We start from the raw sequence: 24,567 nt of genomic DNA on the forward strand, positions 1-24,567 counted from the left end.
CCTTAGACGGATGTACGCCACCCGCCTATCGCGCGCCGAAGCCCCCGCACCAGCCCGGCGAACTGAACTGGTGCGGGGGTCGTCGGGCTGGTGGCTATTGGGGGTTGGGGGTCGTCATTTTGGTCTGGAGGTCGGCGACCAGGTTTGCCGCGTGGGGGCCGGCGGTGTAGCGGGCGGCCTCGATGGCGTCGATGGCTGCGGCGAGCGGGTCGGGGTTCGTTGCGCGGTGCAGGGTGAGCCAGACCCACTGGTGTTCGCCGTCGTCGAGTTGGGAGCGGCGGGCGCGCAGGTGCGCGTCGGGAGTGAGGGCTTGGACGGTGATGCTGGCGGTGATGTCGGGGTCTTCGTTGAGGCCCGCGTAGTGGGCTGCTTGTTCGGCGGCCCACCAGGCCAGGCTCCGCAGGATTGGTTCGGGTAGGCCGGTCAGTGCTTCGGCGCTGGGATCGAGAGGGATGCCGGGCCGTGGACGGTGCGGGTAGAGCGTGGGCAGGTCTGGGACGATCCGGAAACCGATGTCGGCGGCGTAGACACGGGTCAGGTCTTCCGCGGCGACGCCGTGGCCGGTGAATCGTTGCACCGCGACCAAGCCCATTTCCGACCTGCCTCGGCGGTAGTCGGAGAAGTCGAGGTCGGTGAGCGTCGTCGCGACCGGTGGTGGCGCGTCGAGGTCGCCGAAGGGCTCCTCTGACAGCAGCACTTGGCCGTGTTCGGCGAACGACAACCGGGTATCCGCATTGACGTTCCAGTACATGCTGGCGGCCCGTCCACCGGCCGACGCGCGGGTCAGCACGGGCGCGGTCGAGCCCTGCCAGCCGTTGTCCTCGACGGCGAGGACGGCGCCGCCGCCGAGATCCAGCACCGCGACCCAGGGGTCGATCGACTGGCGGTTCAGCACGTCTTCGCTGATGGCCCGCAGTGACTCTGGACGGGCCGGGTCCGCGCCGAAGGCGCGCAGCACGTCCGCGACGTCCATCCCGGTCACCACCGTGACCGTCGCGGCCTCGGAGAGCGAACTGCGGCGAAGCCACCGGTAGGCGGTTTCGGGCGGTTCGGGACGCACCGGCTCCGCCTCGCCGCGCAGCCGGTGGCCGAGCCGGTCGGTGCGTGCGTGCACGGTGTCGGGTGCGGTGGGCGCCTGCCACACCATCAGCTTGTAGGTCTCGGTCTCGTCGGCGTCGTCCCGGCCCCGCGCGTGTACCCGCAGCCGGTAGTCGCCCGGCCAGGGCGGGGTGAGCCTGCGCAGATGCGGCTCGATCGCACCGGGCCCGACCGGGGAGGCGCCGCCGATGTCCGCGTGCCAGCTGACTTCGACGATCTCCTCCCATCCGGTCTCGACCTCTAATGGCGGATCCTCCGTGACGCTCACCAGGATCCGGACGTGTCCGGTCTCGATCCCGGTGCGAATGGCCGCGCCACCTGGAACGACCGCGACCAGCCCGTTCCCGGTGAAGTCGACGTTGGGGATGTCTCCGTCCTCCAGAAGCGCGAACCGGTGTCCCGACACCGGGACCGATCCGCTGGATTGCGCGGGCAACAGGTATTCCGCCTGGGCCTTGGCGAGCATCGCGGCGGCGTATCCGGGAGGCATGGGAGCCTCGCGCAGCAGCAGGACGGCGGTACCGATCGCGACGCCGAGCACCGCCGGTGGTTGTGTGGCCCAAGGCAGGAGGCCCACCCGAGGCAGAACAGCGGCGGCGATGGACACGGCCAGCGCGAGGTAGGCCGCGCCATGCGCTGCGGCGAGTTCCTGTTCGTCAGTGATCCCAGAGTCCACCGTCAGAACTTCGGCGATCCGTTGGTGAGAGGCCAGTCGTTGCGCCAGCTTGGCGACCAAGGGCACCGCGTCCGGCTGGATCTGGTTCAGAATGTCTAAGCCGCTGATCGCCTCGCTCGTCCCGGTTCCCACAGCGAAGGCGCCGGTGAACGGCTCCCCGAGGACACCGGTCAGGTCTGGGACGCCGACCAGGTTCAACTCCGGCACGGTCAGTTCGAGCGCGCCGAGCACGCGCTCGATCAGCAGTACCGGTAGCGAGTCGAGCGCGTCCCGCACCGGCGAATCGCCCGTTCGGCCGCCGTGGTGGAAGTGAGCCCCGGCCCGCTGTCCGATGGCCGAACCACGGACCGGCCACGTGCCGTCGGCGGCCGCTCGCAGCCGACCGAATTCGGCCGCCGGTGTCTCCGGGACGCGGGCGACGACCAGCGGCATCGCCGCGACGACCGGCCGGACCAACTCCTCCAGGACCGAATCAGGAAACTCGACCACAGCACCTCCACCCAGAAACATGGACAAGACGCGCAAACCCTAGCCACCGACACTGACGTTCCGTTGACAAAACAGGGCTGGAACGGCTGCGCTGTGGCCGACGGTGCCACTTCGGTTGTTCCGAAACCCACTCCGCCTTGGACGTGTGATGAGTCACAGGACTGTCGAGACGAGAGCGTCTGACTCCTCGTGGGAGTCGGGTCTGTTTGGGGGTAGTAAGTGAGCCTGTGGAAATACGGTCCGTCCGACGGTCTCTTATGGGCTGTCTGTTCTCTCTAAGCTGAGAAAGGGCTTGCTATTGACCGATCTCGTCCAGGAAAGAACGGGCTAGAGTTCGGTGATGGTGACATTCCGGGTCGATGATGTCGTGCCTGCCGCCGAGAAGCTGCCTGCGCGGCCGTTGGGCGACCAGTTTCCGGATGCGCTGGTGGTGGGCGGGGATCCGGCTGTGCCGGTCCTGGAGAACAACGGGGTCCATCCGCTGCTCAGCGCCGTTGGACGCGCGTTCGGCGGGCATCGACCGCTGGTCCTGTCCCCGGACGCGGTGTGGCTGACCGTCATGCAGGGTCTGGCACAGCACGTCCATCTGAATGCGGAGCAATTGCGTTCGCGACTGGTGAACCACGACGCCCGAAAGCAGCTCACAGTTGTGGTCGATGGCCAGCTGCCTCAGCATCCCGGCGCGTGGCAGGACACCGTCGAGTTGTTCAACAAGCTGCTCCTCTCAGAGGTGAACGACTCCTTCGACTTCGACTGCGACTTTTCCACCAGCACCGATGCCGAACGGACGGCCGGGCGGATCGTGTTGCTGGACGTGTACGCACCGTATTTCGCCGTCTGGTTGGTCTTCGCGTGCGGGATTCCGTCCATCACGCTGACCGGCACGGTCGAGGACTGGCGGAAGATCCGCAGCCGCGTGGATTCGATCGCCTCGTTCGGCCTGGAAACCTGGTGCCGGTCCCTTGCGGCGATCTGCGACCAATGCGTCCGAGCCGTGAAGGGCGACGTCGACATCGAGTTCTGGCGGCGTATCTACAACCCGATCGACGCTTACGGTGGCGAACTGATCACTGGTTGGGCGGCGCGGTTCTACCCGTACCTGGTCCTCAACGGCGAGGCCGCCCAGCCCAATCCGCTGCTGGAGCTGCCGATCGACGAACCCCGCGACGTCGCGACTGACCCAGGAAGGCGCTACGACGGCCCGGGCATCAGAAGTGACTGCGTGCCCGCGACCTTGTCCCGGGTGAGGGTCACCATCAACGACCGGGTGGGGCGCGTCAACCAGTCCGTGGCGCTGCACGCCGGGCTGCTCGGCATCGCTCAGGACGAGGACGGCGCGCTCCGGCCGCTCGGCGGCTGGTATCTGGCACCGGCGCCAGTCGAGATCGACGACGTGATCGACCGGATCGTCCGCGACCATGAGACGGACCCGCCGCAGCCCCACTCCTGGTACCAGGCCTCCGCCGAACTCGCGGAGCTCTACCGCCGTGTCGGCTCGGCGACGATGTTCGACGGCGCCTGGCGGCTGCGTCCGATCGCCGACCGCCGTGTCGTATGGCGGCGCATGGACCAGGGCCTGATCACCGCGATCATCGACTTCGCCGACGGCCGGAGTCTCTGCGGCGTCGTCGACTCCGGCGAACGGGCCTTCCACTGGATCGTCTGTCGCGTCGAGCGAGTCGACGCCGAAGGCGAGCCGCACAAGAAGTTCCGGCTGGTCGACGACCCCGCCGACGTTCCCGTGTACGGCACCTCGCTCGCGATGATCCTCGATGTCGCCCTGGATTCCGGCGGCGATATCTCCCGCCTGGAGACCGGCCGACTCGACCGACTCGACGGGCCGACCGCCTGACCACGCTCACCCGTGCGCAGCGTCGATGAAAAATAATATCTGATTTCGTGTAGTTAATCGTATCCAGGCTGCCCCCGTCCAGCATTCGGGAACAGGCAGGTCGTGGGGCATTTCGTTTGGGATCGAACGGTCTATGTCGTTTGGGGTCGAACGTTCTGTGCGGGGAATATGGAGGTGCGCCGGGGCTTGCGACCATCAAGTAACATTTGAAATCGTATGCGAAATCATCTAGGGGGCTGTGTATGATCACGGAGTTCGCATCCTCGGGTCGTCCGGGCCGACAAAGCGTCGAACCGGCTGGTCCGGGCGTTGGCTCCCAGCGCGGTCTCGGATATGTCGCAGCGGCGGTCGCCACCGGGACTCGACGCGAAGATGAGGAGAGCCGGGTGAGCTCCGAGAAGAAGCAGGGCAAGGCCAAGGAGAGCAAGGCCGAGTTCTGCTACCAGTTGCTGCGGTCGCGCATTCTGGACGGCACCTACGTCCCCGGATACCGCCTGGTCGTCAAGGAACTCGCCCGGGAGACCGGGGTCAGCACGATTCCGCTGCGGGAGGCGCTGCGACGGTTGCAGTCGGACGGGGTGGTCGAGGTGGTGCGCAACGTCGGCGCCCGCGTCGCCGTCTTCGAGTCCGAACAGGTGGAGCACACGTTGCAGATCCTGGCCCGCCTTGAGGGCTACGCCACCGCCGCGTCCGCACCGCACATGACGGCCGCGCAGGTCTCCGCGTCCCGCGAGATCAACGACCGCATGGTGGAGGCGTTGGTGGAATTCGACTCCGCCGCCTTCACCGCGCTGAACCGCGAATTCCACTTCTCCATCTACCGGCACTGCCCGGATGCCCGCCTGCGCTCCCTACTCGAAACGCAGTGGACCCTTCTCGACCACATGCGCCGTTCCACTTTCAGCTACGTCCCCAGCCGTGCCCGTCGTTCCGTGGTCGAGCACTCGCAGATACTCACGCTCATCTCCGGAAAGGCCGACGCCGCCGAGATCGAGCGCGTCGCCCGCGCCCACAAGGACGCCATCGCCGACGCCCTCCACAACGTCCGGCACCCGTAAACCGCGCGGCCGGAATCGGGCTGCGTGCTTATCGCTCGTCAGAGGCGTGCTCGCGGTCTGCGCTGGACGTCGGTCGGGTGCGGATCAGGTTTGTGAAGATGTGGTTGGCGTCGTTGCGGCTGCCGGGGGTCCGGCCCCGGCCCCAACCGATGACGTCGCGGTAGGCGCCGAACGCGTTTGTCAGCGCGGTTTCGTTGGTGTGGGCGGAGTCTGTTGGCGCGGGCTTGGCGAATGGTGCCACGTAGAGCGCGTCTGTTGGGCAGTGGGCTTCGCACATGAAGCAGGTCTGGCAGTCGGACTGTCTGGCGATCACCGGAAGTCCGTCTGGGCCCCGGTCGAAGACGTCCGTGGGGCAGACCTTGATGCACACGTCGCATTTCACGCAGCGGTCCGCGCTCACCACCTCGATCATGCCGGTACCTCCTGGGGTTCGGGGGCCGTCCATTGGTCGTCCAGGCCGCCGATGAGCCGCCTGTGCTCGAACTGGCGCAGTGTCGGGAGGTCGTCCAGCCGGTGCATGCCCCTGGACTCGGGACGAGCCAACGCCGCGCGATAGGACCAGCGAGCGTGCAACGTCATCGCCGCAGCAGATCGGGCTCGGAGACGTTCGCGGCCCGCACCCGCAATGCCCCGGGAAATGATCTGCTCCCACAACGTGTCCAGCCTTGTCAGGGAGTCGCGGAGTCCATCGCGTGTTCGGAACAGATTGCGGTCCAGGGGCAGGATTTCGTTCTGCATGGTGTGGATGACCGTCGCCGCGTCGAGCGGGCCGGGGGTGAGGCCCGCGTGGCCGGTCGGAAGTGGGTTTGGACGTGCCCGGCCCACGGCGAACGCGGCGGCACCGCGTCCGGCCCACGTGCCCGACGAGATCGCCCACGCGCCGTTGTAGGCGCCGCCTCCGCTGACCGATCCGGAGACCAGTTCTCGTGTCGCGACGTCCCCGGCGGCGTAGAGGCCGGAGACCGTTGTCGCGCAGTCGTCGTTGAGGATGCGCAGACCGCCCGTCCCACGGACAGTGCCTTCCGACACCATGCGCAGCTCATACCGATCGCGGAAAGGGTCGATTCCGGCTTTGTCCAGTGGCAGAAAATAGTTCGGTTGGGCGTTCCGCATGGCCTCGTGCAACTCTGACGGTGCCTTGTCCAGCCGCGCGTACACCTTTTCGCCTTTCGCGAGGCGTTCCGCAAGCTGGACCCTGGCGCCGAGGGGGTTCGGCACGTCGATCGTGGTGCCGTCCTCGGCGTAGTACGTCGCGAAGTGCATCATGAGGCCCTTGGTGTGCGATCCGTGCACGGGGGAGAGCGCATACGCACTGGAGAACTCCATGCCGGACAGTTCCGCGCCCAGTTCGGCCGCCATCAGATGCCCGTCACCGGTGTCGACATTCGTGCCGAACGCGCCGGACAGGAACGCGCAGCCGCCGGTCGCCAGCACGACGGCCCCCGCCCGGACGTTCCAGGACACCCCGCCCTTCTGGCGGGCGATCCCGGCCGCGCCCGCGACGACGCCCCCGTCGTCCACCAGCAGCCGCAGCGCCGGATGGTGGTCGAGGATTGTCACGCCCGACCGGTGCACGCGGCGTCGCATTCGTTTCATGTACTCGGGGCCCTGGAGGCTGCCGCGCCGTTCGACGCCGTTCCGGTCGGCGGGGAACGGGTAGCCGAACGACGCCAGGTCGTCGACGCGGCGGTACGTCTCGTCGACGACCCGTGCCATCCAGCGGTGGTCGGCGAGCCGTCCGCTCTGCTCGAAACGCTCGTCGACGGCGCGCTCCCGTGCCTCGGCGTCCGGTGGGACGTACCAGAGGTTGTTGCCGCCGGACGCGGTCGGGCCGCTGGTCCCGCAGTAGCCCTTGTCGGCGAGGACGACCCGGGCCCCGGCACCGACCGCCGCGACCGCCGCCCACGCCCCGGCGGGGCCGCCGCCGAGGACAAGGACGTCGGTGTCCAGAACGAGCGCGCCGGTGTCCAGAACGAGCGCGCCGGTGTCCAGAACGAGCGCGCCGGTGTCAGGGACGAGGGCGCCGGTGTCAGGGACGGGCGCGCCGGTGTCGGGCGCGGTCACGGCCTGGCTCCGGGTGCCAGCCAGGAGTTGATCGTGTAGTCCTTCTTGACGAGCTTCTGGTGGACGAGGAACGTCTTGGTCCCTTCGAGCAGCTTCAGACCCTCGGCCGGGAAGGGCTCGTCGGGCAGTTGCTCCTTGAGCGTCGTCTTGATCGTGATGTCGGGGGCGTATCCGCCCGTCTTGGCCACGTAGGCCGTGTACGCCTGCCAGTTGGCCTTGGCGACCTGCGCGGCCTTCGTCTCGGCCCGCTGCCACACCTTCACGATGTCCTTGTGCGCCGACAGGTACTTCTCCGTGACGACCGTGGCGGACGTGCCGAGCAGGTCGGGGTGGTCACGCGACGCGACGTCGATCGACCGGTGGCCCTTCTTCTCCTCCGCCACCTGGTCGGCCGAGACCAGGCCGCACACACCCCGCACAGACCGTCCACCCTCCGCGCTGCTCCCCGCCGTGGCGGTGTGGGTGGTCAGAGGGTGATGACGACCTTGCCTCGGGCGTGGCCCTGCTCGACGTAGCGCACCGCCTGCGGGAGCTCGTCGAACGGGTACGTCCGGTCGATGACGGGTGTGAGTTCGCCCTTCTCCATGAGGTCGGCCAGGAAGCGCAGGTCCGTGGAGTTGGGCTTCCAGCTGATGGCGTGGACGCGCTGGCTGATGAAGGGGGAGACCAGGGCCCCGCGGATCATCTGTGCCGCCGGACCGAGCAGGCTGCCGCGGGCCGAGGCGAGGCCACCCACGATCACGATCGTCCCGCGAGGGGTCAGGGGGCGTCGCAGTTGGCCCAGCGAATGGTTGCCCACGTTGTCCAAGATCAGGTCGTAGCGTCGTGCCCGTGCCGTGAAGTCCTCGCGGGTGTAGTCCACGGTGTCGGACGCGCCGAGCGAGCGGACCAGTTCGAGGTTGCGGGTGCTGCACACGCCGGTCACCTCGGCCCCGAACATCGTGGCGAGCTGGACGGCGAACGTGCCGACGCCCCCGGACGCCCCGTTGACGAGGACGCGCTGCCCGGCCGCGATCCTCCCCACGTCCCGGAGTCCCTGCAACGCGGTGTGCGCGGACATCGACACCGACGCCGCCTGCTCGAAGGTGAGACCGGTGGGCTTGACGGCCAGCCTGTTCTGCGGGACGGCGACCTTCTCGGCGAAGGAGCCCAGCCGGACCTCGCCGAAGACCTCGTCCCCGACCCGCAGCCCGGTGACGTCGTCACCCACCCGCTCGACCACCCCGGCGAGGTCCGCGCCGGGAACCAGTCCCGGTCTCGGACGCCGCAGCCCGATGCTGAGCCGTACCAGCTTCGGGTCGGCCGCGACATGACGCCAGTCGTAGGGGTTGACCGACGCCGCCCGCACTCGGACGAGCACGTCGTCCCGCCCGATGTCGGGTTCGTCGAGGTCCTTCAGGGCCAGCACCTCGGGAGGGCCGTAGCGATCCCAGCTCCAGGCTTTCATGGCCTCGTCCCTTCAATGGTCGGCCCGTTGGCAGCGGGCACTCCGCCTGCCATACGACGTAAGGAAGGCATACGACGTAAGGTATTCGTACGTCGTAAGGACGTCAAGGGCGACGGAAAGATTCGGTTGGAACCCGGGGAGACTTCGGTCGACGATCCCGCCCGCCTCAGGCAGAGGTCACGGGCTCGCGACGCGGCGCCGTTCCAGCCCTTCGAGGATCAGGTCGAGCGCGAACTCGAACTCGAACTGGTCGTCGCAGAAGCCCAGCGTGCCGTCCGGGTCGTCGTGCTGGGCGTCCGCCACCATCGCGACGATGTTGGGGAACCGGTCGGCCATCTGCTCCATGACCGTGAAGGCCGGCGCCGGGGCGGCGTCCGGCTGGAACAGTTCCTGGGTGAACCCGAGGGCGCGGCTGCCCAGGACGTGCAGCGTGCGGTGGACCAGCTCGTAGGAGAAGCCGCCCGCCCGGAGCAGCGCGACGACGTGGTCGTAGTAGGCGATGACGGCAGGGCTCGTGGTGGTGCGGCTTTCGATCACCCGCGGAGCCCAGCGGTGGCGGAGGAACACCTCCCGGGCGGCGAGGATCCGCGCGCGCAACGCGGCGCGCCAGTCCTGTTCCGGGGGCGGCGCGTCGACGTTCTCCACCGCCGCCATGACCTCGCCGAGGATCACCTCGACGACGCCGTCGAACACCCCGTCCTTGTTGGCGACGTGGTGGTAGAGCGACATCGCCTCGACGCCGACCTCCTGCGCGAGCCGACGCATGGTGAGCGAGTCCGGGCCGTCGCGGTCGGCGATCGCCACGGCCGCGCGCAGCACCCGCTTGCGGCTCAACGGGACGCGTGGTCGCTCTTCCAGCTCGTCGGCGTCGGTGCGTGGGGTCATGGATCGTCCTCCCGACGCACTCTATCCGTACACGGTAAGTCCGCTCGGACGAGGCCGAAGATCGTCGGAAGAACCCAATGCCATGCAGCCCGACCTGGCCGGGCGAGTTCAGTTCAGGTTGGTGGAGCGGCTGAGCTTCTCCCAGCGGGTCAGGTCGGTGCGGAGTTGTTCGTGGTGGGCGGCGATGTGGTCCACGGCGTCGCCGCCAAGGGCCAGGCGCAGCGGAGGCTCGGGTGCGTCGAGGACTTCCAGGATCGCTTGGGCCGCCTTGCGGGGGTCGCCCGGCTGGGCGCCGTCCATGGCGTCGACCGCGGTCCGGGTCGGGCCGGTCGTGGCGGCGTACTCGTCGATGGTTCGCGAACGGTGCATTCCGGAACCGCCGAACGACGTGCGGAACGAACCGGGCTCCACGATCAGCACCCGAACGCCGAACGGCGCGACCTCCTCCGCCAGGGCCTCGGACATGCCTTCGAGGGCGAACTTGGCCGCGCAGTACGCTCCGAAGCCCGGCATGCTCAGTTGGCCGCCCATCGAGCTCATCTGGACGATCGTCCCCGACCGTTGCACGCGCAGATGCGGCAGGACGGCCTTGGTCACCGTGACGGCACCGAAGAACATGACGTCCATCAGGTTCCGCAGGTCCGCCATGTCGAGTTCCTCGACCGCGCCGACGCTGCCGTGGCCCGCGTTGTTGACGACGACGTCCACCTGGCCGAACTCGTCGATGGTCCGTGCGACGGCGGCGGTGACCTGGTCCTCCTGGGTGACGTCCAGCGGCGCGGTCCGCACACGGTTCCCGCCGATCGCGGCGAGGTCGGCGAGCTTCTCCGGGTTCCGCGCGGTCGCCATGACCCGGTCGCCCGCCTCCAGCGCGGCCAGCGCCAGTTCCCGGCCGAATCCTGTCGAGCAGCCGGTGATCAACCACACTCGGCCTGGGTTCGTCATCGTCGCTCTTGTTCCTTTTCTGTTTCCGTCCGCTGTCCTTCTCACCATGGCCCTTCCGGATGTGGCCTGGCCAACACACGTTTCTTCCCACGGCTACAGTCGGAGCCTGTGACCATGGAGTTGCGTCATCTGCGGTACTTCGTCGCCGTCGCCGAACACCAGGGCTTCAGCCGCGCGGCGAAACACCTTCACCTGGCCCAGCAGTCGCTGTCGCAGCAGATCGTCGCGCTTGAGCGAGACCTTGGGGTACGGCTGTTCGACCGGGACACACGCGGGACGCGCCTGACAGACGCCGGGCAGGTGTTCCTGGTGGAGGCGCGAGCCGTCCTGGCCCGGGCGGACGCCGCCGTCCTCGTCGCGCAGCGAGCCGGGCGCGGTGAGATCGGCCGCCTTGACCTGGTGTTCCTCACCTCGACCGCGAACTACATGCTGCCGCCGGTGGTCAAGGCCCTGCGGGAACGTGCCCCGGGGCTTGAGCTGACGACGCATCACGAGCACATCGACGAACTGGTAGCGGGGCTGCGCGACGGGCGGTTCGACGCGGCGTTCACTCGTCCGCCGCTCGTCCCCGACCTGGCCACCCGGACGCTCGCCACCGAACCCGTCTGCGCGGTCCTGCCCGTTGGCCACCCTCTCGCCGACCGAGCCGAACTCCACCTCGCCGACCTGGCGGACGACGACTGGGTGCTGTCCCCGCGAGAGTCATGGCCGCCCTGGCACGAGAAGTACGACAGAGATTTCGCCGTCGCCGGGTTCACGCCGAGGATCGTCCAGCGGGCCAGCGGAGCGGCGAACCTGCTCGGCCTCGTCGCCGCCGGGGTCGGCGTGACGCGACTGGCCCGCTCGGCGCAGAGCATCCGCCGCAGCGGCGTGGTGTTCGTCCCGCTGGCCGAAGAGCAGGCCAAGACAGTCATCGCCTGGCTGCCCGCGCGTGACGGGGCGGCGCAGCGGAGGCTCCTCGAAATCACCGCAGACCTCGCCGAGAGCGGCGACCTCACTCGCTGGGGCTGAACCGAGCCACCAACGCCCGGGCGGTGCTTCTGCCGGTAGGACGTGGAGCGTCCGGCAGGCGGGGCAAACGCCGCTGATCAGGGAAGGGCTCCGGCGGGCAGAATGATCCGCATGACGCAAACTGTGAATCTGCCTGGTGGTTCGACGATCCCGTTGGTCGGCTTTGGGACGTGGCAGCTGAGGTCCAAGGCGGCGTACGAATCGGTGCGGACGGCGCTTGAGATCGGCTACCGGCACCTCGACACCGCGACGATCTACCGGAACGAGGAGGAGATCGGCCGGGCTGTGAAGGACAGCGACCTGGACCGGGAACAGGTGTTCATCACCACCAAGCTGCGCCCGCAGGACGCCGGAAAGGCCCGCCGCGCCCTGGAGTCAAGCCTTCGGGAACTCGACACCGACTACGTGGACCTGTGGCTGATCCACTGGCCGACCGGGAGGGACGAACTCGTCTCGACCTGGGAAGAGTTGCTAGCGGCCAAGGACGAGAGGCTGATCCGCAACGCCGGGGTGAGCAACTACAGTCCGGCGGAGATCGACCTGTTGACGGAGGCCACCGGACAGCAACCGGCGATCAACCAGATTCCGTGGAGCCCGGCGCAGCACGACCCGGCTTTGCTGGAGGAACACCGCCGCCGTGGGGTCGTCGTCGAGGGTTACAGCGGACTGAAGAACACCGATCTGAACGATCCGGTCATCACTGAAATCGCCCTCCGGCTCGGCGTCACTCCCGCCCAGGTCGTCCTCCGCTGGCATCTGGAACACGACATCGTGATCCTCCCCAGGTCGTCCCGCCGCGAGAACATCGCCGCCAACTTCGGCGTAACGAACTTCGACCTCACCCCGGAGGACGTCGCCGCGATCGACAACCTGACCTGAAAGCCACCCGCCCCCGCCTGACCCGTGTCGGCGGGGGCCGTCGCTCGCGGCCCCGACTCCATTGGACGTCAGTGGCGTGCGCGAGTTTGGTGCCTGCTGGCGGACTGGCGGACTGGCGGACTGGCGGACTGGCGGACTGGCGGACTGGCGGGCTCGCGAACTGGCGGACTGGCGGACTGGCGACTGACGTGCGGCTGGTTGGGCTTCGGTCGCGCTGATCGGGTGCCGCGTGGGACGGGAGCGTCCATGGGCGGGAAGTAGGGTGAGGTGGTGTTTTCGGCTGAGGGTCCGTCCGTGCGTGAGCTGGCTGTTCAGGCGTTGTCGTCGGTCGAGCGCGGGTATGACCTGCTCGCGCCGAAGTTCGACCACACGCCGTTCCGGACACCCGACGGCATTCTCCGCGCCACTGCCGACGCGCTACGGCCGCTCGGCCTGTTCGAGCGGGGTCTGGACGTGTGCTGCGGCACGGGCGCGGGCCTGGGAACACTCGAAGAACTGTGCGTGGCGCCGGTCACGGGCGTGGATTTCAGCGCCGGAATGCTTGCGCAGGCGCGCCGGGCACATCCCGAAGCCGAGTGTGTGCGGGCCGATGTCCGGGCGTTGCCCTTTGCCGGTGGGTTCGACCTCGCGGTCAGTTTCGGGGCGCTCGGGCATTTCCTGCCCGCCGAACGGCCCGCGCTGTTCGCGGGAGTACACCGCGCGCTGCGGCCCGGCGGGCTTTTCGCCTTTCCGGTCGGTGCGCCGCAACCCGTCATGTCGGGCTCGTACTGGGCGCTGCTCGGATTCGACCTGGTCATGCGGGCGCGGAATGCGGTGTGGCGGCCACCGTTCGTCATGTACTACCGGACCTGCGGGCTGCGACCGGTCAGCGACGACCTCAGGACGGCCGGATTCACCGTGTCGACGCTGCCCTTGGCGGCTCTTGGACACCGGAGAGGAAGCCCCCGGTACGGTCTCGTCCTCGCGCGTAAGGCCGCCGCGTCCTGAATGGCCTGATGGCAGCTTGCGGACAGTGAGTGCGAAGGCATCGCGTTGACGTGCCTTTATGCGGTTCGCAAGCAGGAACTCGGACGGCCGTATTATGACCACCTTTGTCATCCGTCTGGACGGTGATGGTCAACCGCGATATCGAGGGAGCGTCGGATGCTCCCACGGCTAGGGGTCGCGATGAAGGCCGGCTGGGTGATCGCGGGACTGTTGCTCTCTGCGCCGCTGCTGGGCGCCCCTCCAGCGCGGGCGGCGGGCGGTGAGGGGATCGAGTGGCGGCCCTGCCCGGACGAGGAGACCGTCCAGTGCGGTCAGCTGGACGTGCCAGTCGACTGGTCGCGTCCACGGGGGCGGCGGTTCGGGCTGGCGGTGGCGCGCAGGCCCGCGACGGAGCCGAAACAGCGGATCGGTTCGCTGTTCGTCAACCCGGGATCGCTATCTGTTGACGGTGCGCACACCGCCGCGCGATACGCACTGCCCGGCTGAACCGGTTACCGCAGCCGTGTCGAAACGGCCTGTTTTCCTGACCCCAGGGCTTCGCTGAAACGTCTGTTTGGCCGTGGTGGGCCATGGCGGGTTGTTCGGGGCTGGAACGGTGCATGCTGTGTGATTCGTCTACAGCGCAGGGAGTCTCGTTCGATGCCCATCAGTTTGGACAAGGTCCAGTCGGCCGCGCCCGGTCTCGTCAACTTGTACAAGACCGCGAAGGTCAGTCTCGACAAGCGGGGGCTCGGGGGTGAGCGGGCCGCCGTCTATCTGGTGCTCGATCGGTCCGGGTCGATGCGGCGGTACTACAAGGACGGGACCGTCCAGCATCTGGCGGAGCAGGCCCTCGCGCTGTCGGCGCACCTGGACGACGACGGCGTCGTGCCCGTGGTGTTCTTCGACAAGATCGCGCATCCCGTGGTGGAGGTCGGCCTCACCCGGTACGAGGGCCGGATCAACGAGGAGCACGAACGTCTCGGGCACATGGGGACGACGAACTACGCGGCGGCGATGCAGGCGGTCATCGACCACTACCGGGGCACCGCGCCCGCCGCGCCCGCGTTCGTGATCTTCCAGACGGACGGGTCGCCGGACTCGCGGACCGCCGCGGAGAAACTGCTCTGCGACGCCTCCACGCTGCCGATCTTCTGGCAGTTCATCGGGTTCGGTGACGACGAGTTCAAGTTCCTCCACAAGCTCGACGACCTCCCCGTCCCCCGCAAACGCGCCGTCGACAACGCGGCGTTCTTCCCGGCGGGGGCCGATCCGCGCGCCATCGCCGACGACGACCTCTACCGCTCCCTGATGGACGAGTTCCCGGACTGGCTGAGCGCCGTTCGTGGGGCGGGCATCCTCCGCTGACCCGTCCCGGCCCGCGCTCGGCCGAGCCCAATGACATACCTGGTCGTCGCGCGGGCAGTAGACGTGGTTGTGGCAGCGGCGCGGGCCTCGGGGCCGTCCGGGGGACGGGGCCGCGGTTCCCTGACAGGGCGGACCGGCGGGGACCTCCGGGCCCGGGTCGGCGTGCTCCTCGGATGCGTGCTGGCGCTCAACGCGGCCGACACCGGGGTCGTCGGCGCGATCGTCCAGGAACTGCGGCACTCGCTGCACATCGGGAACACGCAGGTGGGGATACTCACGGCCGCCCCGGCGGCGGTCGGGGCGGTCGCGACGATCCCGGTCGGGGCACTGACCGACCGGGTGCCGCGAATTCCGCTGCTCGCCGGGAGCGTGGTGCTGTGGAGCGTCGCGATGATCGTCGGTGGGCTGGCCGACTCGTACGAGTGGCTGCTCTGCTCCAGGGTCGCGCTCGGCGCGGTCACCGCCACGGCGGGGCCCCACGGTCGCGTCGCTGACCGGCGACTTCTTCCCGACGCGGGAGCGGGCCGGTTGGTACGGGCGGATCCTCGCCGGTGAGGTGGTCGGGGTCGGGTTCGGGCTGCTCGTGGGCGGCGGTATCGCGGCGATCGTGAGCTGGCGGGTGTCATTCTGGTTCGTCGCGGTGCTCGGGCTCGCGCTCGCCGTGGCGGCTGCTGCCGGAACCGGAACGCGGCGCGCAGGTCGTCGGCGCGTCCCCGGGCGACGAACTCGCGCGGGAGCAGGTGGACGAGCGGCAGGTGAGCCCGCGGCCGGAGAACGTCCTGCGCGATGATCCCGCGAAGATGACCCTGCTCCAGGCGGCGGCGCACGTGCTGCGGATCCGCACGAACGTCACCATCATCGTGGCGTCGGCGATCGGCTACTTCTTCTTCGCCGGGCTCCGCACGTTCGGGCTGGTGTTCGTCCAGGAGCGTTACGGGATCAGCCGGGGCGAGCTGTCGACGTTCCTCCCGGTGGTCGGGCTGGCCGCGCTGTCCGGGGTCCTGGTGGGCGGACGGCTGTCGGACGGTCTCGTCCGCCGGGGGCGGCGCACCGCGCGGGTCACGGTGCCGGGCGTGGCGTTCGCGGCGTCGGCGCTGCTGTTCGTGCCGGGCGGATTCACCCGCGACCCGCTGATCGCGCTGCCGCTGTTCACGCTGGCGGCGGCCGCGCTGGCCGCCGCGAACCCGCCGCTGGACGCGGTCCGGCTGGACGTCGTCCACTTCGGGTTGTGGGGGCGGGCGGAGAGCATCCGGACGATCGTCCGGATGGCGGCGGAGGCGGCCGCGCCGGTGCTGTTCGGCTGGCTGTCGGGGCGGCTCGGTGACGGGAGCGGCACCGCGACGGGGCTGAACCGCGTGTTCCTCCTGGCGCTGCCGCCGCTGGTGGTGAACGGCCTGATGCTCGTCCGCGCGCGGCGCAGCTATCCGCGGGACGTGGCGTCCGCGCTGGAGTCCGAACGCCGGTTCGGGGACGGCCCGTCCGAAACCAGCACGTGAGGGGTTCAGTCCTCTTCGGGCGGCTCGTTGAGCGTGCGGTAGCGGTCGAGGATGCGTTCCAGCTCGCGGCGTTCCCGTTTGGTGGGACGGCCCGCGCCACGGTCGCGGCGGCCGACCGGGACGAGTGCCTCGGGCGGCGGCGGGGGCGGGCTCTTGTCGATCAGGCACTCCTGCGCGACGGACGCCCCGACGCGCTTGCGGATGACGCGCTGCACGACCACGATCCGCTCCCGCCCGTCGTGGCGGAGCCGGATCTCGTCGCCTGGCTTCACCGCCGTGGACGGTTTGGCGCGTTCGTCGTTCACACGGACATGGCCCGCGCGGCACGCGGTCGTCGCCATCGAGCGGGTCTTCAGCAGGCGCACGGACCAGATCCACAGATCGACCCGCACCGTCCCCTCGTCGCTCATGGCCCCCATGATTGCAGGCATGTCGCGGAAAAGAACGCGGCGGGCGCCCGGCCGGACCGGCGGGTGAAACGGTCGGGTCGGGCGCCGCGCCATCCAGGGTGGCGTGGGATCGGGGTCAGGGCGATGACGTCCCGCGTCCGGCGAGGGCCGGTTACGCGGACCGGCCGCCGCGACGCTCGCCGCCGTGGCCGTCGTCGCGGGTGACCTCGATGCGCTCCTTGCGAAGTTCGCCGCGGATCGTCTGCTCGTCCTGCACCTGTTCGGTCCTGACCCGGACGCGCTCGACGGGCACGGTCTCCTTGGAGATGACCGGCCGCTCCTCGTAGAGGATGATCTCGCGGTCGTCCTCGGCGATGGACAGGTCGGAGTTCGGCCGGCCGCCCGCGATCGGCTCGCGGTCGATCTTGATCTCCTCGTGGGAGACGGGGACGGTGCGCTCGACGCTCTCCGTCTCGATCCACTTGTGGACGTGGACGCGTCCCGCCTCATGCCGTTCGGTGGCGACGCGCAGCTGCTCCTCGGACCGGGTGATCTCGGTCATCGGGGCCTCCGCGCCCTCGCGCGGCGACTGCGACGGCATCGTCTGTCCCCGCTTGTTCCGCTCGGGCCGGACGGCCATCCCGGCCGCGCCCGCCATGCCGGTGGTGCCGGCGGCCCCCGCGAGCCCAGCCGGGTCCGCGCGGCCGTGGGCGCCCTCGGTCGTCCTGTCCTCGGACGACCTGGCTTCGGCGGCCGTGCTGTCGGCGCCGGTCGTGCGGCTGTCCTCGGTGGTGCGGCGCGCCGTGTCGGCGGTTCTGTCGTCGTCGGTGCGGCGTCCGGCCGGTGGACGTACGCCGTAGTGCCGGTACAGGTCGACGATCTGGGCGTGGGACAGGTGCTCGTCCGCGTCCACGTTGGGAGCGCCCTTGATGGTCTCCTTGTCATAGGGGACCTGGAGCATGTCCTCGCCCTTGCGCGAGCCGGACAGGGGTACGAAGCTCTCCCGCTTCCCGAACCATCCGGTGTGCACGGTCACCCACTCCGGCGCACCGGAGTCGTCGTTGAGGTAGACCTGTTTGATCGTGCCGACCTTCGTGCCGTGGGTGTCGGTCACGCCCATGCCCATCAGTTCCCGCACCTGTGTTTGCGTCTGCACGTTGAACACCTCTGCTTCCGTGAACGCTTCCGGACGGCGGGGGGTGAGAGGAAGCGGTGACCCGCCACTCGGTAGCGGTGGTTCTCGGCTGGACGCCGGGAACACCGACGTCTTTGTTCTTTTGATCCCGAGTTGCCGGATTACTCCCTGCGTTTCCGTACAGACCACCGATAAACGTGTTTGCAGAACCATGGCAGACTATTTACGAAATGCAGTGGGGGTATGCGCGAGCCATTCGTCCGGCGAACGCTGGGCGGCGGCGAACGCTGAGCGGCGAACGCTGAGCAGCGGCGGATGCTAGGCGGTGAACACTGGGCGGCGGCGGACGCTGGGCGGCGGCGGCACGGGACGTCGGCGCCCAGCGTCCGTCCGTCCCCGGGCGGGTCAGCGGTCGATCTTGCCGATGACGACGAGCCGCCGTCGGTCCGAGCCCTTCGGGGTGCAGGTGATCAGCGTGATGTACCGGCCGTCCGGCGCGCTGCCCCGGTCGAACGGCACCGGTTCGAGGACGCTCCGGTCGTTCGGCCTGATCACGTGCTTGCTCCGCACCCGGTAGACGTAGGACGTGTGCCCGACGCGCACGACGATCCGGTCCCCGCGCTTCATCCTGTCGAGCTTGTTGAACGGGTGGAGCCAGGTCGTCCGGTGGCCGAGGAGCACGGTGTTGCCCTCGTGTCCCGGCAGGGCCGTCCCCGGATAGTGCCCGGCTCCGTGCCGCAGCACCGCCTCGCTGACACCCTCTCTGACCTGGGCCTTCAGCCTCATCCGCTTGATGCTGAGGTGCGCGATCACCGCGCCCTTCCGCGGCCGCTCCTGCGCCTGCGCCCGCGTCACGTCCCGCGCCACCGCCTGCGTGCGCGCCGGTGTCTGCGCGCGGACCTGGGCGAGGGCCTGCGACTGCGGGGACGGGACGACGGCGACGGTCAGGCCGCAGCAGGCCGCGACGGCCACCGCGGCGAGCGACTTCCGATCGAGCATGAACTCACTTCCATCGACAGTTCGGGATTCGGATGACAATCGGAATTCGGATGACAAAGGGAAGGGGCGGCACGTCTGCCGCCCCTCCTCCACGTCGCATCGGCCGCGGATCGTCATCCGCGCCGATGGCCGTCTACTTCAGAACCGGAGAGCCGATCTTGACGGGCGGCTTCTCGCCCGACGGCAGTTTCGGCCCGATCTGCCCGGGCTTGACGTCCACCCCGGCGACGCTGGTGGACTGCTTGAGCGAGTCGAGGAACCGCTGCACGCCCGGCAGCGTGTCCGCCTTCCGGTAGTCGGGCGCCGCGGACGCCGGGCGCGCCATCCGGTAGTTGTTCGCCCGCATCGTCGACGGCAGCTTCTTGTGCCCGGCGGCGGGACGGTGCTTGGACGGCTTGTACGGCTTCTTCTTCGGCGTTCGCAGGGTGGGCGGCAGCTTCTCCTCGCCCTTCCCGACCGACGCGCCGCCCTTGCACTGCGCCTGCGCGAGCCCGAGGACGGCGACCGCGTTGCCGCAGACGTCGACCGGGATGCTGATCGGCGCCTTCACCTGGTTGCCGCCGAGGATGGAGAAGTTGCCCGAGGTCTTCATCTTCGGGTCGTCGTCGCCGCCGCGTTGCACGGACGCGCCGCCCTTGCACTGCGCCTGCGCCGCGCCCAGGACGGCGACGGCGTTGCCGCAGACGTCGACCGGGATGCTGATCGGCGCGTACACCTGGTTGCCGCCGAGGATGGAGAAGTTGCCCGAGGTCTCCATGCCCCCGCCGCCGTGGCGCTCGGTGTCGGACGAGGCCCGGTAGCCGGACCCCTGCCATCCGTCGCCGCCCTCGCGGTGGGACGAGACGCTCGCGCCGCCCTTGCACTGGGCCCTGCTCAGCCCGAGGATGGCGACGGCGTTGCCGCAGACGTCGACCGGGATGCTGATCGGTGCGGTGATCTGGTTGCCGCCGCCGATGGAGAAGTTCCCGGACGTCTGGTTGCCGTGCCCGCCGCCGTGCCGGGCGCCCTTGACGCTGGCGCCGCCCTTCGACTGGGCCTGCGCCAGCCCGAGCGCGGCGATGGAGTTGCCGCTCGCCTCGATCGGGATGGAGATCGGTGCGTACACCTGGTTGCCGCCCAGCACGCTGAAGTTGCCGGACGTCGTGTCGGCGAAGGCCCCGGGGCCGAAGGCGGCTCCGATGGCGACCGCTCCCGCGGCCACCAGTGCGGCGCGGCCGGTGTTGTTTGCCCACAAGCGCATGGTGTTCTCGCTCCTGTCTTGTTTCGCGATTCGGTGGTGATCGCTGCGCGGCACCGTCCGGGTGGGCGCAGCACGCAACCGGCCGAGCGAGGCCGTTGCTCATCGAGGAAAGTCGTTGATATCGAGGAAAGTCGTTGACACCGAGGAGATTCGTTGCCGGTGTCCGGGACGGGCGGCGCCCGATGGGGCGCGGGCTGTCCGGAAGGGACCGCTAGTCCGGGACGACGGACGGGCCGCCGGGCGCGAACACGTCGGTCAGCGCCGTGCGGTCGAGCATGCTCGTGTCGACGGCGGCGGTGACCGCCGGATACCGGCCGCCCCGCATCAGGTCGGCGACGGGCGAGAGCTGGTGCCCTCCGCCGGAGCCGCTCCACGGCTCGTCCTGCCCGGCGGGCAGCACGGGACCGTGCCGGTCGCCCCGGCATCCCGCGCAGCCGCCCTGGTCCGAGCCGTCCGCGTGACCGGTGAACAGCGGCGGCGCGACGGTGCCGAGCTTCGCCCGGGCGCCCGCGTGGTCGCCGGACGCCGCCTTCTCGGGCTCGGGCGTCACCGGCTCGCTCGGCTGGAGGCCGTCCGCGGGGTCCGCGTCGACGATCCCCCGGGTGACGCCGCGCACGACGGGCGCGGGCTCGACGCCCGTCACCCGCACCTGCGGGATCCCGGCCGAGTCGCCCAGCGACTGGACCCGGTGGATCACCCGGTCCTTGTCGTCGAAGACGTCCTGCCGCTGGTCCCGCACGTACTGGAGCGGGTGGTCGCCGAGCTCCTGGTCACCGACGGCGCCGGTCACGCCGTCCACCCGCGACCCGAGGCTCCGCACCGTCCGGCCGCCACCCAGCGGCCGCGCGATGAGATCGCCGGTACCCCGCGCATCGGCGGAGTCGGAGCCAGAGCCGGAGTCGGCGCCGGTCTCGGTGGGACGCGACGGCACGGCGGCGGCGCCCTGATCAGGAACACCAATCCGCGCCATGTGCGCGGCCGTGTTCGGTTGGGCGGTGTTCGGTTGGGCGGTGTTCGGTTGGGCCGCGTGGGCGGCGTTGTTGAGCGCGGAGAGGGCCATCCAGCCCGCGAACGCGAGCCCCGCGACGGCCATGAGGCGGACGAGGGCGGGCGGCAGGGCGCGGCACGGTCGACCCTCGGGGCGGATCGCCCCGTCACGGATCGGTGCTGGCTCCATGTGCCGGTCCACTCCTTGTCCTGGCCTTCTCGTTCTGGCCTTCTTCCGGGTCAGTCGGCACGAACGTAGCACCAGCGAACACGTGATCAAGGAGCCATTGTTTTCCCGCCCGGCATGTCTCCCGATCGTTTACCGAGCCATGAATGCGCCTTTAGCGATCCGCCGCCACGCGCCCATGCATTGTCCAAATTGCCACACTTTGGGAATTTGGTCGTGGGTTGTGGGGAGAGCTGGCCACCGGGGGTTCACCCCGGATACAGAAGGCGGATGGGAAGCGGTATTGATTACGCTACATTCGGTGAACCGCGGCCATGGCGGCCGCCGTCCCGAGGAGTCGCGATGCCCGACCGCCCGTCCGCGATCCCGCGTCTGCGACCGGCGCGGCGGCGTTGCGCACCGCGCCGGTTCGAGAGCCGCGTACAAACCCGGGTCATTGTGATGCCTCAAGTTTCCGCTGGTCAGGGCCAACGTGCGCGGGGCCGCCGGACGTCCGCCTGGACGCTGTACTCCCGCTGGCAGTGGTTCCTCGCCACCACCCGTGCCGAGCGCGCCCGCCGCAGGTTCCGTCCGCCCTGGCGATGACGAAGGCCCGCCGGGCACGGTCGTCCCGGCGGGCCATCGACCGGAGGAAGAATCTTCACCGCGTCGACGCGCCCGGTTCGAGCAGCGTCGCGCGTCCGCCCGCGGGCACCCGCATGCCCGGCGTGCCGTCGATGATGTGGTGCGCGATCCGGCGCGCGGCGAATTCCGCGCCGTGGACGAACCGCATGACGGGCCCGAAAGTGGCCGCGGCGGCGAGGCCCGCGAAATAGAGCCCGGGCGTCGACGCCTCGAAATTCCGGGTGAGGACGGGCGACCCGAACCGGCTGTCGATCCGGGCGCGCAGCTCGCGGGAGATCATCGTGAGCCGCTCCAGGTCCGGGACGTAGCCGGTGGCGGCGATGACGTGCTCCACCTGCGTCACGCGCCGCAGCCCGGCCCGGTCGGTCGTGGTGAGCGCGATGCCGCCGTCGTTCTCGGCGGCCTTGCCGAGGAACCGGCCGGTCGAGACGCGGACCCGCCCGTCCAGCCGATCGCGCAGCCACCACGCGCCCGCGGGCGGCAGCGTCTGCTTGACGATCCGCCGCCGCGTCTGCTCCGGCAGCAACCGGACGAGCCCGGGACGTTCCGCCCACAGCCACGTCCGGTAGCCGGTGCCGAGCCCGGACCTCGGCCCACCGCGCAGCCGGGCCGCGAGCGACCGGTGCCAGTCGGGCTCGGCGTTCCAGTCGAGTTCGCGCCTGCGCGCGAGGACGTGCGGATACGCGCCGAGGTCGGCCAGCAGCACCGCCGTCTCCAATGCGGACTGTCCGGCGCCGACGACCGCGACCTCCCGGCCCGCGAACGGCCCGAGGTCCCGGTGGGCGCTGCTGTGCGAGACGAGCCAGGACGGCAGGCCCGCCAGTTCGTCCGGGATGTGCGCGAACGGCCCGACGCCGACGGCGACCACGACCGCGCGGGCCCCGATCGTCTCGCCGGTGGACAGCGTGACGACGTACCCGTGCGGACGCCCGGGTTCGACGTTCACGACCTCCGCGTTCTCGGTGCCGGGGATCACGACGGACGCGAACCAGCGCCCATAATCCACGAACGTCTCGCGGGGGACCGGGTCGCTGAGCCGCCAGTCCGGGTGCCGGTCGGTGAAGCCCATGCCCGCCTGCGGCGCGCCCAGGTTCGACGCGAACGGCTCGGACTTCAGGTACATGCCGGTCGGCATGTTCTCGTCCCAGAACCGCATCGGCTTCCCGATGATCCTGACGCCGAGACCGAGGTTCTGTAGGTAGGCGGCCGTCGACAGCCCGTACGGGCCGGCGCCGGCGATGACGACGTCGCACGCCGAGTCGTTCATGTTCGTTCCCCCCGTGTGAACGTGATGCTGATCCGTGCTGTGTTGATTGGTGCTGTGTTGATTGGTGCTGCGTTGGTGTTACCTCGTGCGGAGCCGTCGGGCGGCGCGCAGCACGCTCTGTCCGCCCATCGCGAGGAACGGCGGCAGGTCGTCGCCCGCGTACCAGGCGAACTCGTCGGCGTCGCGAAACGGCCGCAACATCCCCCGCGACCGTTCGCGCAACGTTCCATGCGGGGGGCGGGCGGCCGGATGCCGCAGGTAGTGGTTCTCCACCAGCAGGGTGCGGCCCGGCACCGGGCGGACGTCCGGGACGCGGCGCCCCGACTGGTCGAGATGCAGGGCGCGGACGAGGTCGAGCCCGTCCGCGTCGGTGAACAGCCGGAACTGCGCGCCGAGCCGCGGGTTGAAGTCGAGCAGGTGGAACTCGCCGTCCGCCGCGTCCCGCCGGAAATCGAGGTCGACGGGCCCGCGGCAGCCGAGCAGCCGGACGATCCGCACCGCGAGCCGTTCCAGTTCGGGTTCGGCGACCCATTCGCCCGCGACCGTGTGGCCCGCCTGCGGCGGATACGCGAGATGCTTGCGGCCGGTCGCGCCGAACAGGCAGTCGAGGGACTCGTCGAAGTAGCCGTGGAAGAACCAGTCGCCACCGCCCGGCGGGACGCGCCGCTGGAGAATCAGCGGGCCCGCGGTGGCCGGAGAGCGGCCGCGTCCCGCGGCGAACAGCCGGTGCGCCTCGCCGAGCGACCGCACGATCGTGGTGCTGCGCAGGCCGGATCGCAGCAGCCACGGCCGCGCCCATTTCGCGATGAGCGGCAGGCCCAGTTCTCGGACGGCCTCGTCCACCTCGCGGTCGGACGCGGGCATCAGGCTGCGCGGGCACCGCACGCCGTACTGGGCGCACGCCTCCAGCAGCCGCGACTTGTCGGCGACCCGCCGGGGGACGTCCGCGTCCTGGCGGGGGAAGGCGAAGCGGGGGGCCAGCGCGTCCGCGTACTCGGCCATGAAGATCGCTCCGGCGTCGTCCATCGGGACGAGCAGCGCCGGTCCGCCGATCCGCTCGCTGATCATCCGTAGCTGGCTGAGCAGCGCGAACGGCCGCGTGGCGGGCGGTGCCCACGGATGCGCGCGGCGCAGGTAGCGGGAGCGGGCGGCGGGGCTGCCGCGCCCCTCCAGGATGGCGTGCACCGGGACCCCGGCGCGGCCGAGACTGCGGATGACGCCGAGCGTCCCGTGGTGGAAGACGTTCCGGTCGGTGCGCAGCAGCAGGACGGGGAGACCGGAATCGAGCCGCGTCGCGGACGGGACGTGCGTGTCGAAGAACATTCGTTTCAGCGCGCCCGTTCCAGCGGATGTTGACGCACGGCGGCCTTCCTTCACGATGATGACATTTTTCGGCGCGACGCCACCGAGTCGAATTTGTTCCCGGCCGGACGCCCAAGGACTCACGATACGCTTGTGAGCTGCGGTGATCTACACATCCCGCTGGCTTTTCGGACACCGGTGGA

Annotated in this window: 25 protein-coding genes; 11 read left to right on the forward strand and 14 right to left on the reverse strand. The window is 69.8% G+C overall.

Going from position 1 to position 24,567, the window contains the following annotated elements; all coding sequences use genetic code 11:
• Positions 1-94: 94 nt before the first annotated feature.
• Positions 95-2,263 carry a DUF6461 domain-containing protein gene (locus tag ABD808_RS20635; RefSeq protein WP_344899091.1) on the reverse strand — a complete coding sequence of 723 codons (2,169 nt, stop codon included), beginning with the start codon at positions 2,261-2,263 and terminating at the stop codon, positions 95-97.
• Between the two features lie 340 nt (positions 2,264-2,603).
• Here ABD808_RS20635 and ABD808_RS20640 point away from each other — a divergent pair, with 340 nt between their 5' ends.
• Both ABD808_RS20640 and ABD808_RS20645 read left to right on the forward strand, forming a co-directional pair.
• Complete coding sequence (locus ABD808_RS20640) at positions 2,604-4,115, forward strand: DUF4419 domain-containing protein (RefSeq protein ID WP_344899093.1); 1,512 nt, start codon at positions 2,604-2,606, stop codon at positions 4,113-4,115.
• Positions 4,116-4,501: 386 nt separating this feature from the next.
• Positions 4,502-5,173: a GntR family transcriptional regulator gene (locus ABD808_RS20645; protein ID WP_344899095.1), complete on the forward strand. Its 672-nt coding sequence runs from the start codon at positions 4,502-4,504 to the stop codon at positions 5,171-5,173.
• Between the two features lie 28 nt (positions 5,174-5,201).
• Here the strand turns inward: ABD808_RS20645 and ABD808_RS20650 are convergent, their stop codons facing one another.
• From ABD808_RS20650 to ABD808_RS20675, 6 genes are all read right to left on the reverse strand, one after another.
• Positions 5,202-5,585 (reverse strand): 4Fe-4S dicluster domain-containing protein, encoded by a 384-nt coding sequence (locus ABD808_RS20650; protein WP_344899097.1) that lies wholly within the window; start codon positions 5,583-5,585, stop codon positions 5,202-5,204.
• A complete protein-coding gene (locus ABD808_RS20655) occupies positions 5,582-7,237 on the reverse strand; it encodes an FAD-binding protein (RefSeq protein WP_344899099.1) in 1,656 nt (551 codons plus the stop codon). The genes ABD808_RS20650 and ABD808_RS20655 overlap by 4 nt, the downstream gene beginning before the upstream one ends.
• Complete coding sequence (locus ABD808_RS20660) at positions 7,234-7,656, reverse strand: substrate-binding domain-containing protein (protein ID WP_344899101.1); 423 nt, start codon at positions 7,654-7,656, stop codon at positions 7,234-7,236. Before ABD808_RS20660 ends, ABD808_RS20655 begins: the two co-directional genes overlap by 4 nt.
• 47 nt (positions 7,657-7,703) lie before the next feature.
• The gene (locus ABD808_RS20665; protein ID WP_344899103.1) at positions 7,704-8,684 is read right to left on the reverse strand and encodes an NAD(P)-dependent alcohol dehydrogenase; all 981 of its coding nucleotides are present in this window, start codon (positions 8,682-8,684) and stop codon (positions 7,704-7,706) included.
• A gap of 177 nt (positions 8,685-8,861) precedes the next feature.
• Entirely contained in the window at positions 8,862-9,569 is a 708-nt protein-coding gene (locus ABD808_RS20670; protein WP_344899105.1) for a TetR/AcrR family transcriptional regulator, read from the reverse strand.
• A gap of 108 nt (positions 9,570-9,677) precedes the next feature.
• Positions 9,678-10,514, reverse strand: coding sequence for an oxidoreductase (locus ABD808_RS20675; protein ID WP_344899107.1), 837 nt, complete (start codon positions 10,512-10,514; stop codon positions 9,678-9,680).
• A gap of 114 nt (positions 10,515-10,628) precedes the next feature.
• On the opposite strand from ABD808_RS20675, the gene ABD808_RS20680 reads away from it, so the two are divergent.
• The 8 genes from ABD808_RS20680 to ABD808_RS20710 all read left to right on the forward strand — a co-directional run bounded on the left by ABD808_RS20680 (position 10,629) and on the right by ABD808_RS20710 (position 16,234).
• Positions 10,629-11,525, forward strand: a complete 897-nt coding sequence (locus ABD808_RS20680) for a LysR family transcriptional regulator (protein ID WP_344899109.1) — start codon at positions 10,629-10,631, stop codon at positions 11,523-11,525.
• Between the two features lie 111 nt (positions 11,526-11,636).
• Positions 11,637-12,404 carry an aldo/keto reductase gene (locus ABD808_RS20685; RefSeq protein ID WP_344899111.1) on the forward strand — a complete coding sequence of 256 codons (768 nt, stop codon included), beginning with the start codon at positions 11,637-11,639 and terminating at the stop codon, positions 12,402-12,404.
• A gap of 294 nt (positions 12,405-12,698) precedes the next feature.
• Positions 12,699-13,391, forward strand: a complete 693-nt coding sequence (locus ABD808_RS20690; RefSeq protein WP_344899113.1) for a class I SAM-dependent methyltransferase — start codon at positions 12,699-12,701, stop codon at positions 13,389-13,391.
• A 156-nt stretch (positions 13,392-13,547) separates the two neighbouring features.
• Positions 13,548-13,877 carry a hypothetical protein gene (locus ABD808_RS20695; RefSeq protein WP_344899115.1) on the forward strand — a complete coding sequence of 110 codons (330 nt, stop codon included), beginning with the start codon at positions 13,548-13,550 and terminating at the stop codon, positions 13,875-13,877.
• Between the two features lie 153 nt (positions 13,878-14,030).
• A complete protein-coding gene (locus ABD808_RS20700; protein ID WP_344899117.1) occupies positions 14,031-14,738 on the forward strand; it encodes a VWA domain-containing protein in 708 nt (235 codons plus the stop codon).
• Between the two features lie 30 nt (positions 14,739-14,768).
• Positions 14,769-15,293 (forward strand): MFS transporter, encoded by a 525-nt coding sequence (locus ABD808_RS20705; RefSeq protein WP_344899119.1) that lies wholly within the window; start codon positions 14,769-14,771, stop codon positions 15,291-15,293.
• Positions 15,229-15,528: an MFS transporter gene (locus ABD808_RS38545; protein ID WP_425548954.1), complete on the forward strand. Its 300-nt coding sequence runs from the start codon at positions 15,229-15,231 to the stop codon at positions 15,526-15,528. Before ABD808_RS20705 ends, ABD808_RS38545 begins: the two co-directional genes overlap by 65 nt.
• Positions 15,479-16,234, forward strand: a complete 756-nt coding sequence (locus tag ABD808_RS20710; RefSeq protein ID WP_344899121.1) for an MFS transporter — start codon at positions 15,479-15,481, stop codon at positions 16,232-16,234. The genes ABD808_RS38545 and ABD808_RS20710 overlap by 50 nt, the downstream gene beginning before the upstream one ends.
• Before the next feature lie 5 nt (positions 16,235-16,239).
• Here the strand turns inward: ABD808_RS20710 and ABD808_RS20715 are convergent, their stop codons facing one another.
• The 5 genes from ABD808_RS20715 to ABD808_RS20735 all read right to left on the reverse strand — a co-directional run bounded on the left by ABD808_RS20715 (position 16,240) and on the right by ABD808_RS20735 (position 21,174).
• Complete coding sequence (locus ABD808_RS20715) at positions 16,240-16,644, reverse strand: RNA-binding S4 domain-containing protein (RefSeq protein ID WP_344899123.1); 405 nt, start codon at positions 16,642-16,644, stop codon at positions 16,240-16,242.
• A 151-nt stretch (positions 16,645-16,795) separates the two neighbouring features.
• Complete coding sequence (locus tag ABD808_RS20720; protein ID WP_344899125.1) at positions 16,796-17,779, reverse strand: PRC and DUF2382 domain-containing protein; 984 nt, start codon at positions 17,777-17,779, stop codon at positions 16,796-16,798.
• A gap of 384 nt (positions 17,780-18,163) precedes the next feature.
• Entirely contained in the window at positions 18,164-18,757 is a 594-nt protein-coding gene (locus ABD808_RS20725; RefSeq protein WP_344899127.1) for a class E sortase, read from the reverse strand.
• 133 nt (positions 18,758-18,890) lie between these two features.
• Complete coding sequence (locus tag ABD808_RS20730) at positions 18,891-19,997, reverse strand: chaplin family protein (RefSeq protein ID WP_344899129.1); 1,107 nt, start codon at positions 19,995-19,997, stop codon at positions 18,891-18,893.
• Positions 19,998-20,208: 211 nt separating this feature from the next.
• Entirely contained in the window at positions 20,209-21,174 is a 966-nt protein-coding gene (locus ABD808_RS20735; RefSeq protein WP_344899131.1) for a hypothetical protein, read from the reverse strand.
• A gap of 438 nt (positions 21,175-21,612) precedes the next feature.
• Between ABD808_RS20735 and ABD808_RS20740 the strand changes: the two genes are divergently transcribed.
• Positions 21,613-21,756: a hypothetical protein gene (locus ABD808_RS20740; protein WP_344899133.1), complete on the forward strand. Its 144-nt coding sequence runs from the start codon at positions 21,613-21,615 to the stop codon at positions 21,754-21,756.
• Between the two features lie 55 nt (positions 21,757-21,811).
• Here ABD808_RS20740 and ABD808_RS20745 read toward each other — a convergent pair whose 3' ends face one another.
• Both ABD808_RS20745 and ABD808_RS20750 read right to left on the reverse strand, forming a co-directional pair.
• A complete protein-coding gene (locus ABD808_RS20745) occupies positions 21,812-23,062 on the reverse strand; it encodes an NAD(P)-binding domain-containing protein (protein ID WP_344899135.1) in 1,251 nt (416 codons plus the stop codon).
• A gap of 78 nt (positions 23,063-23,140) precedes the next feature.
• Positions 23,141-24,385 carry a carboxylate--amine ligase gene (locus ABD808_RS20750; RefSeq protein WP_344899137.1) on the reverse strand — a complete coding sequence of 415 codons (1,245 nt, stop codon included), beginning with the start codon at positions 24,383-24,385 and terminating at the stop codon, positions 23,141-23,143.
• Positions 24,386-24,567 lie beyond the last annotated feature (182 nt).

The organism is Actinomadura meridiana (assembly GCF_039537545.1).
GTDB lineage: Bacteria > Actinomycetota > Actinomycetes > Streptosporangiales > Streptosporangiaceae > Spirillospora > Spirillospora meridiana.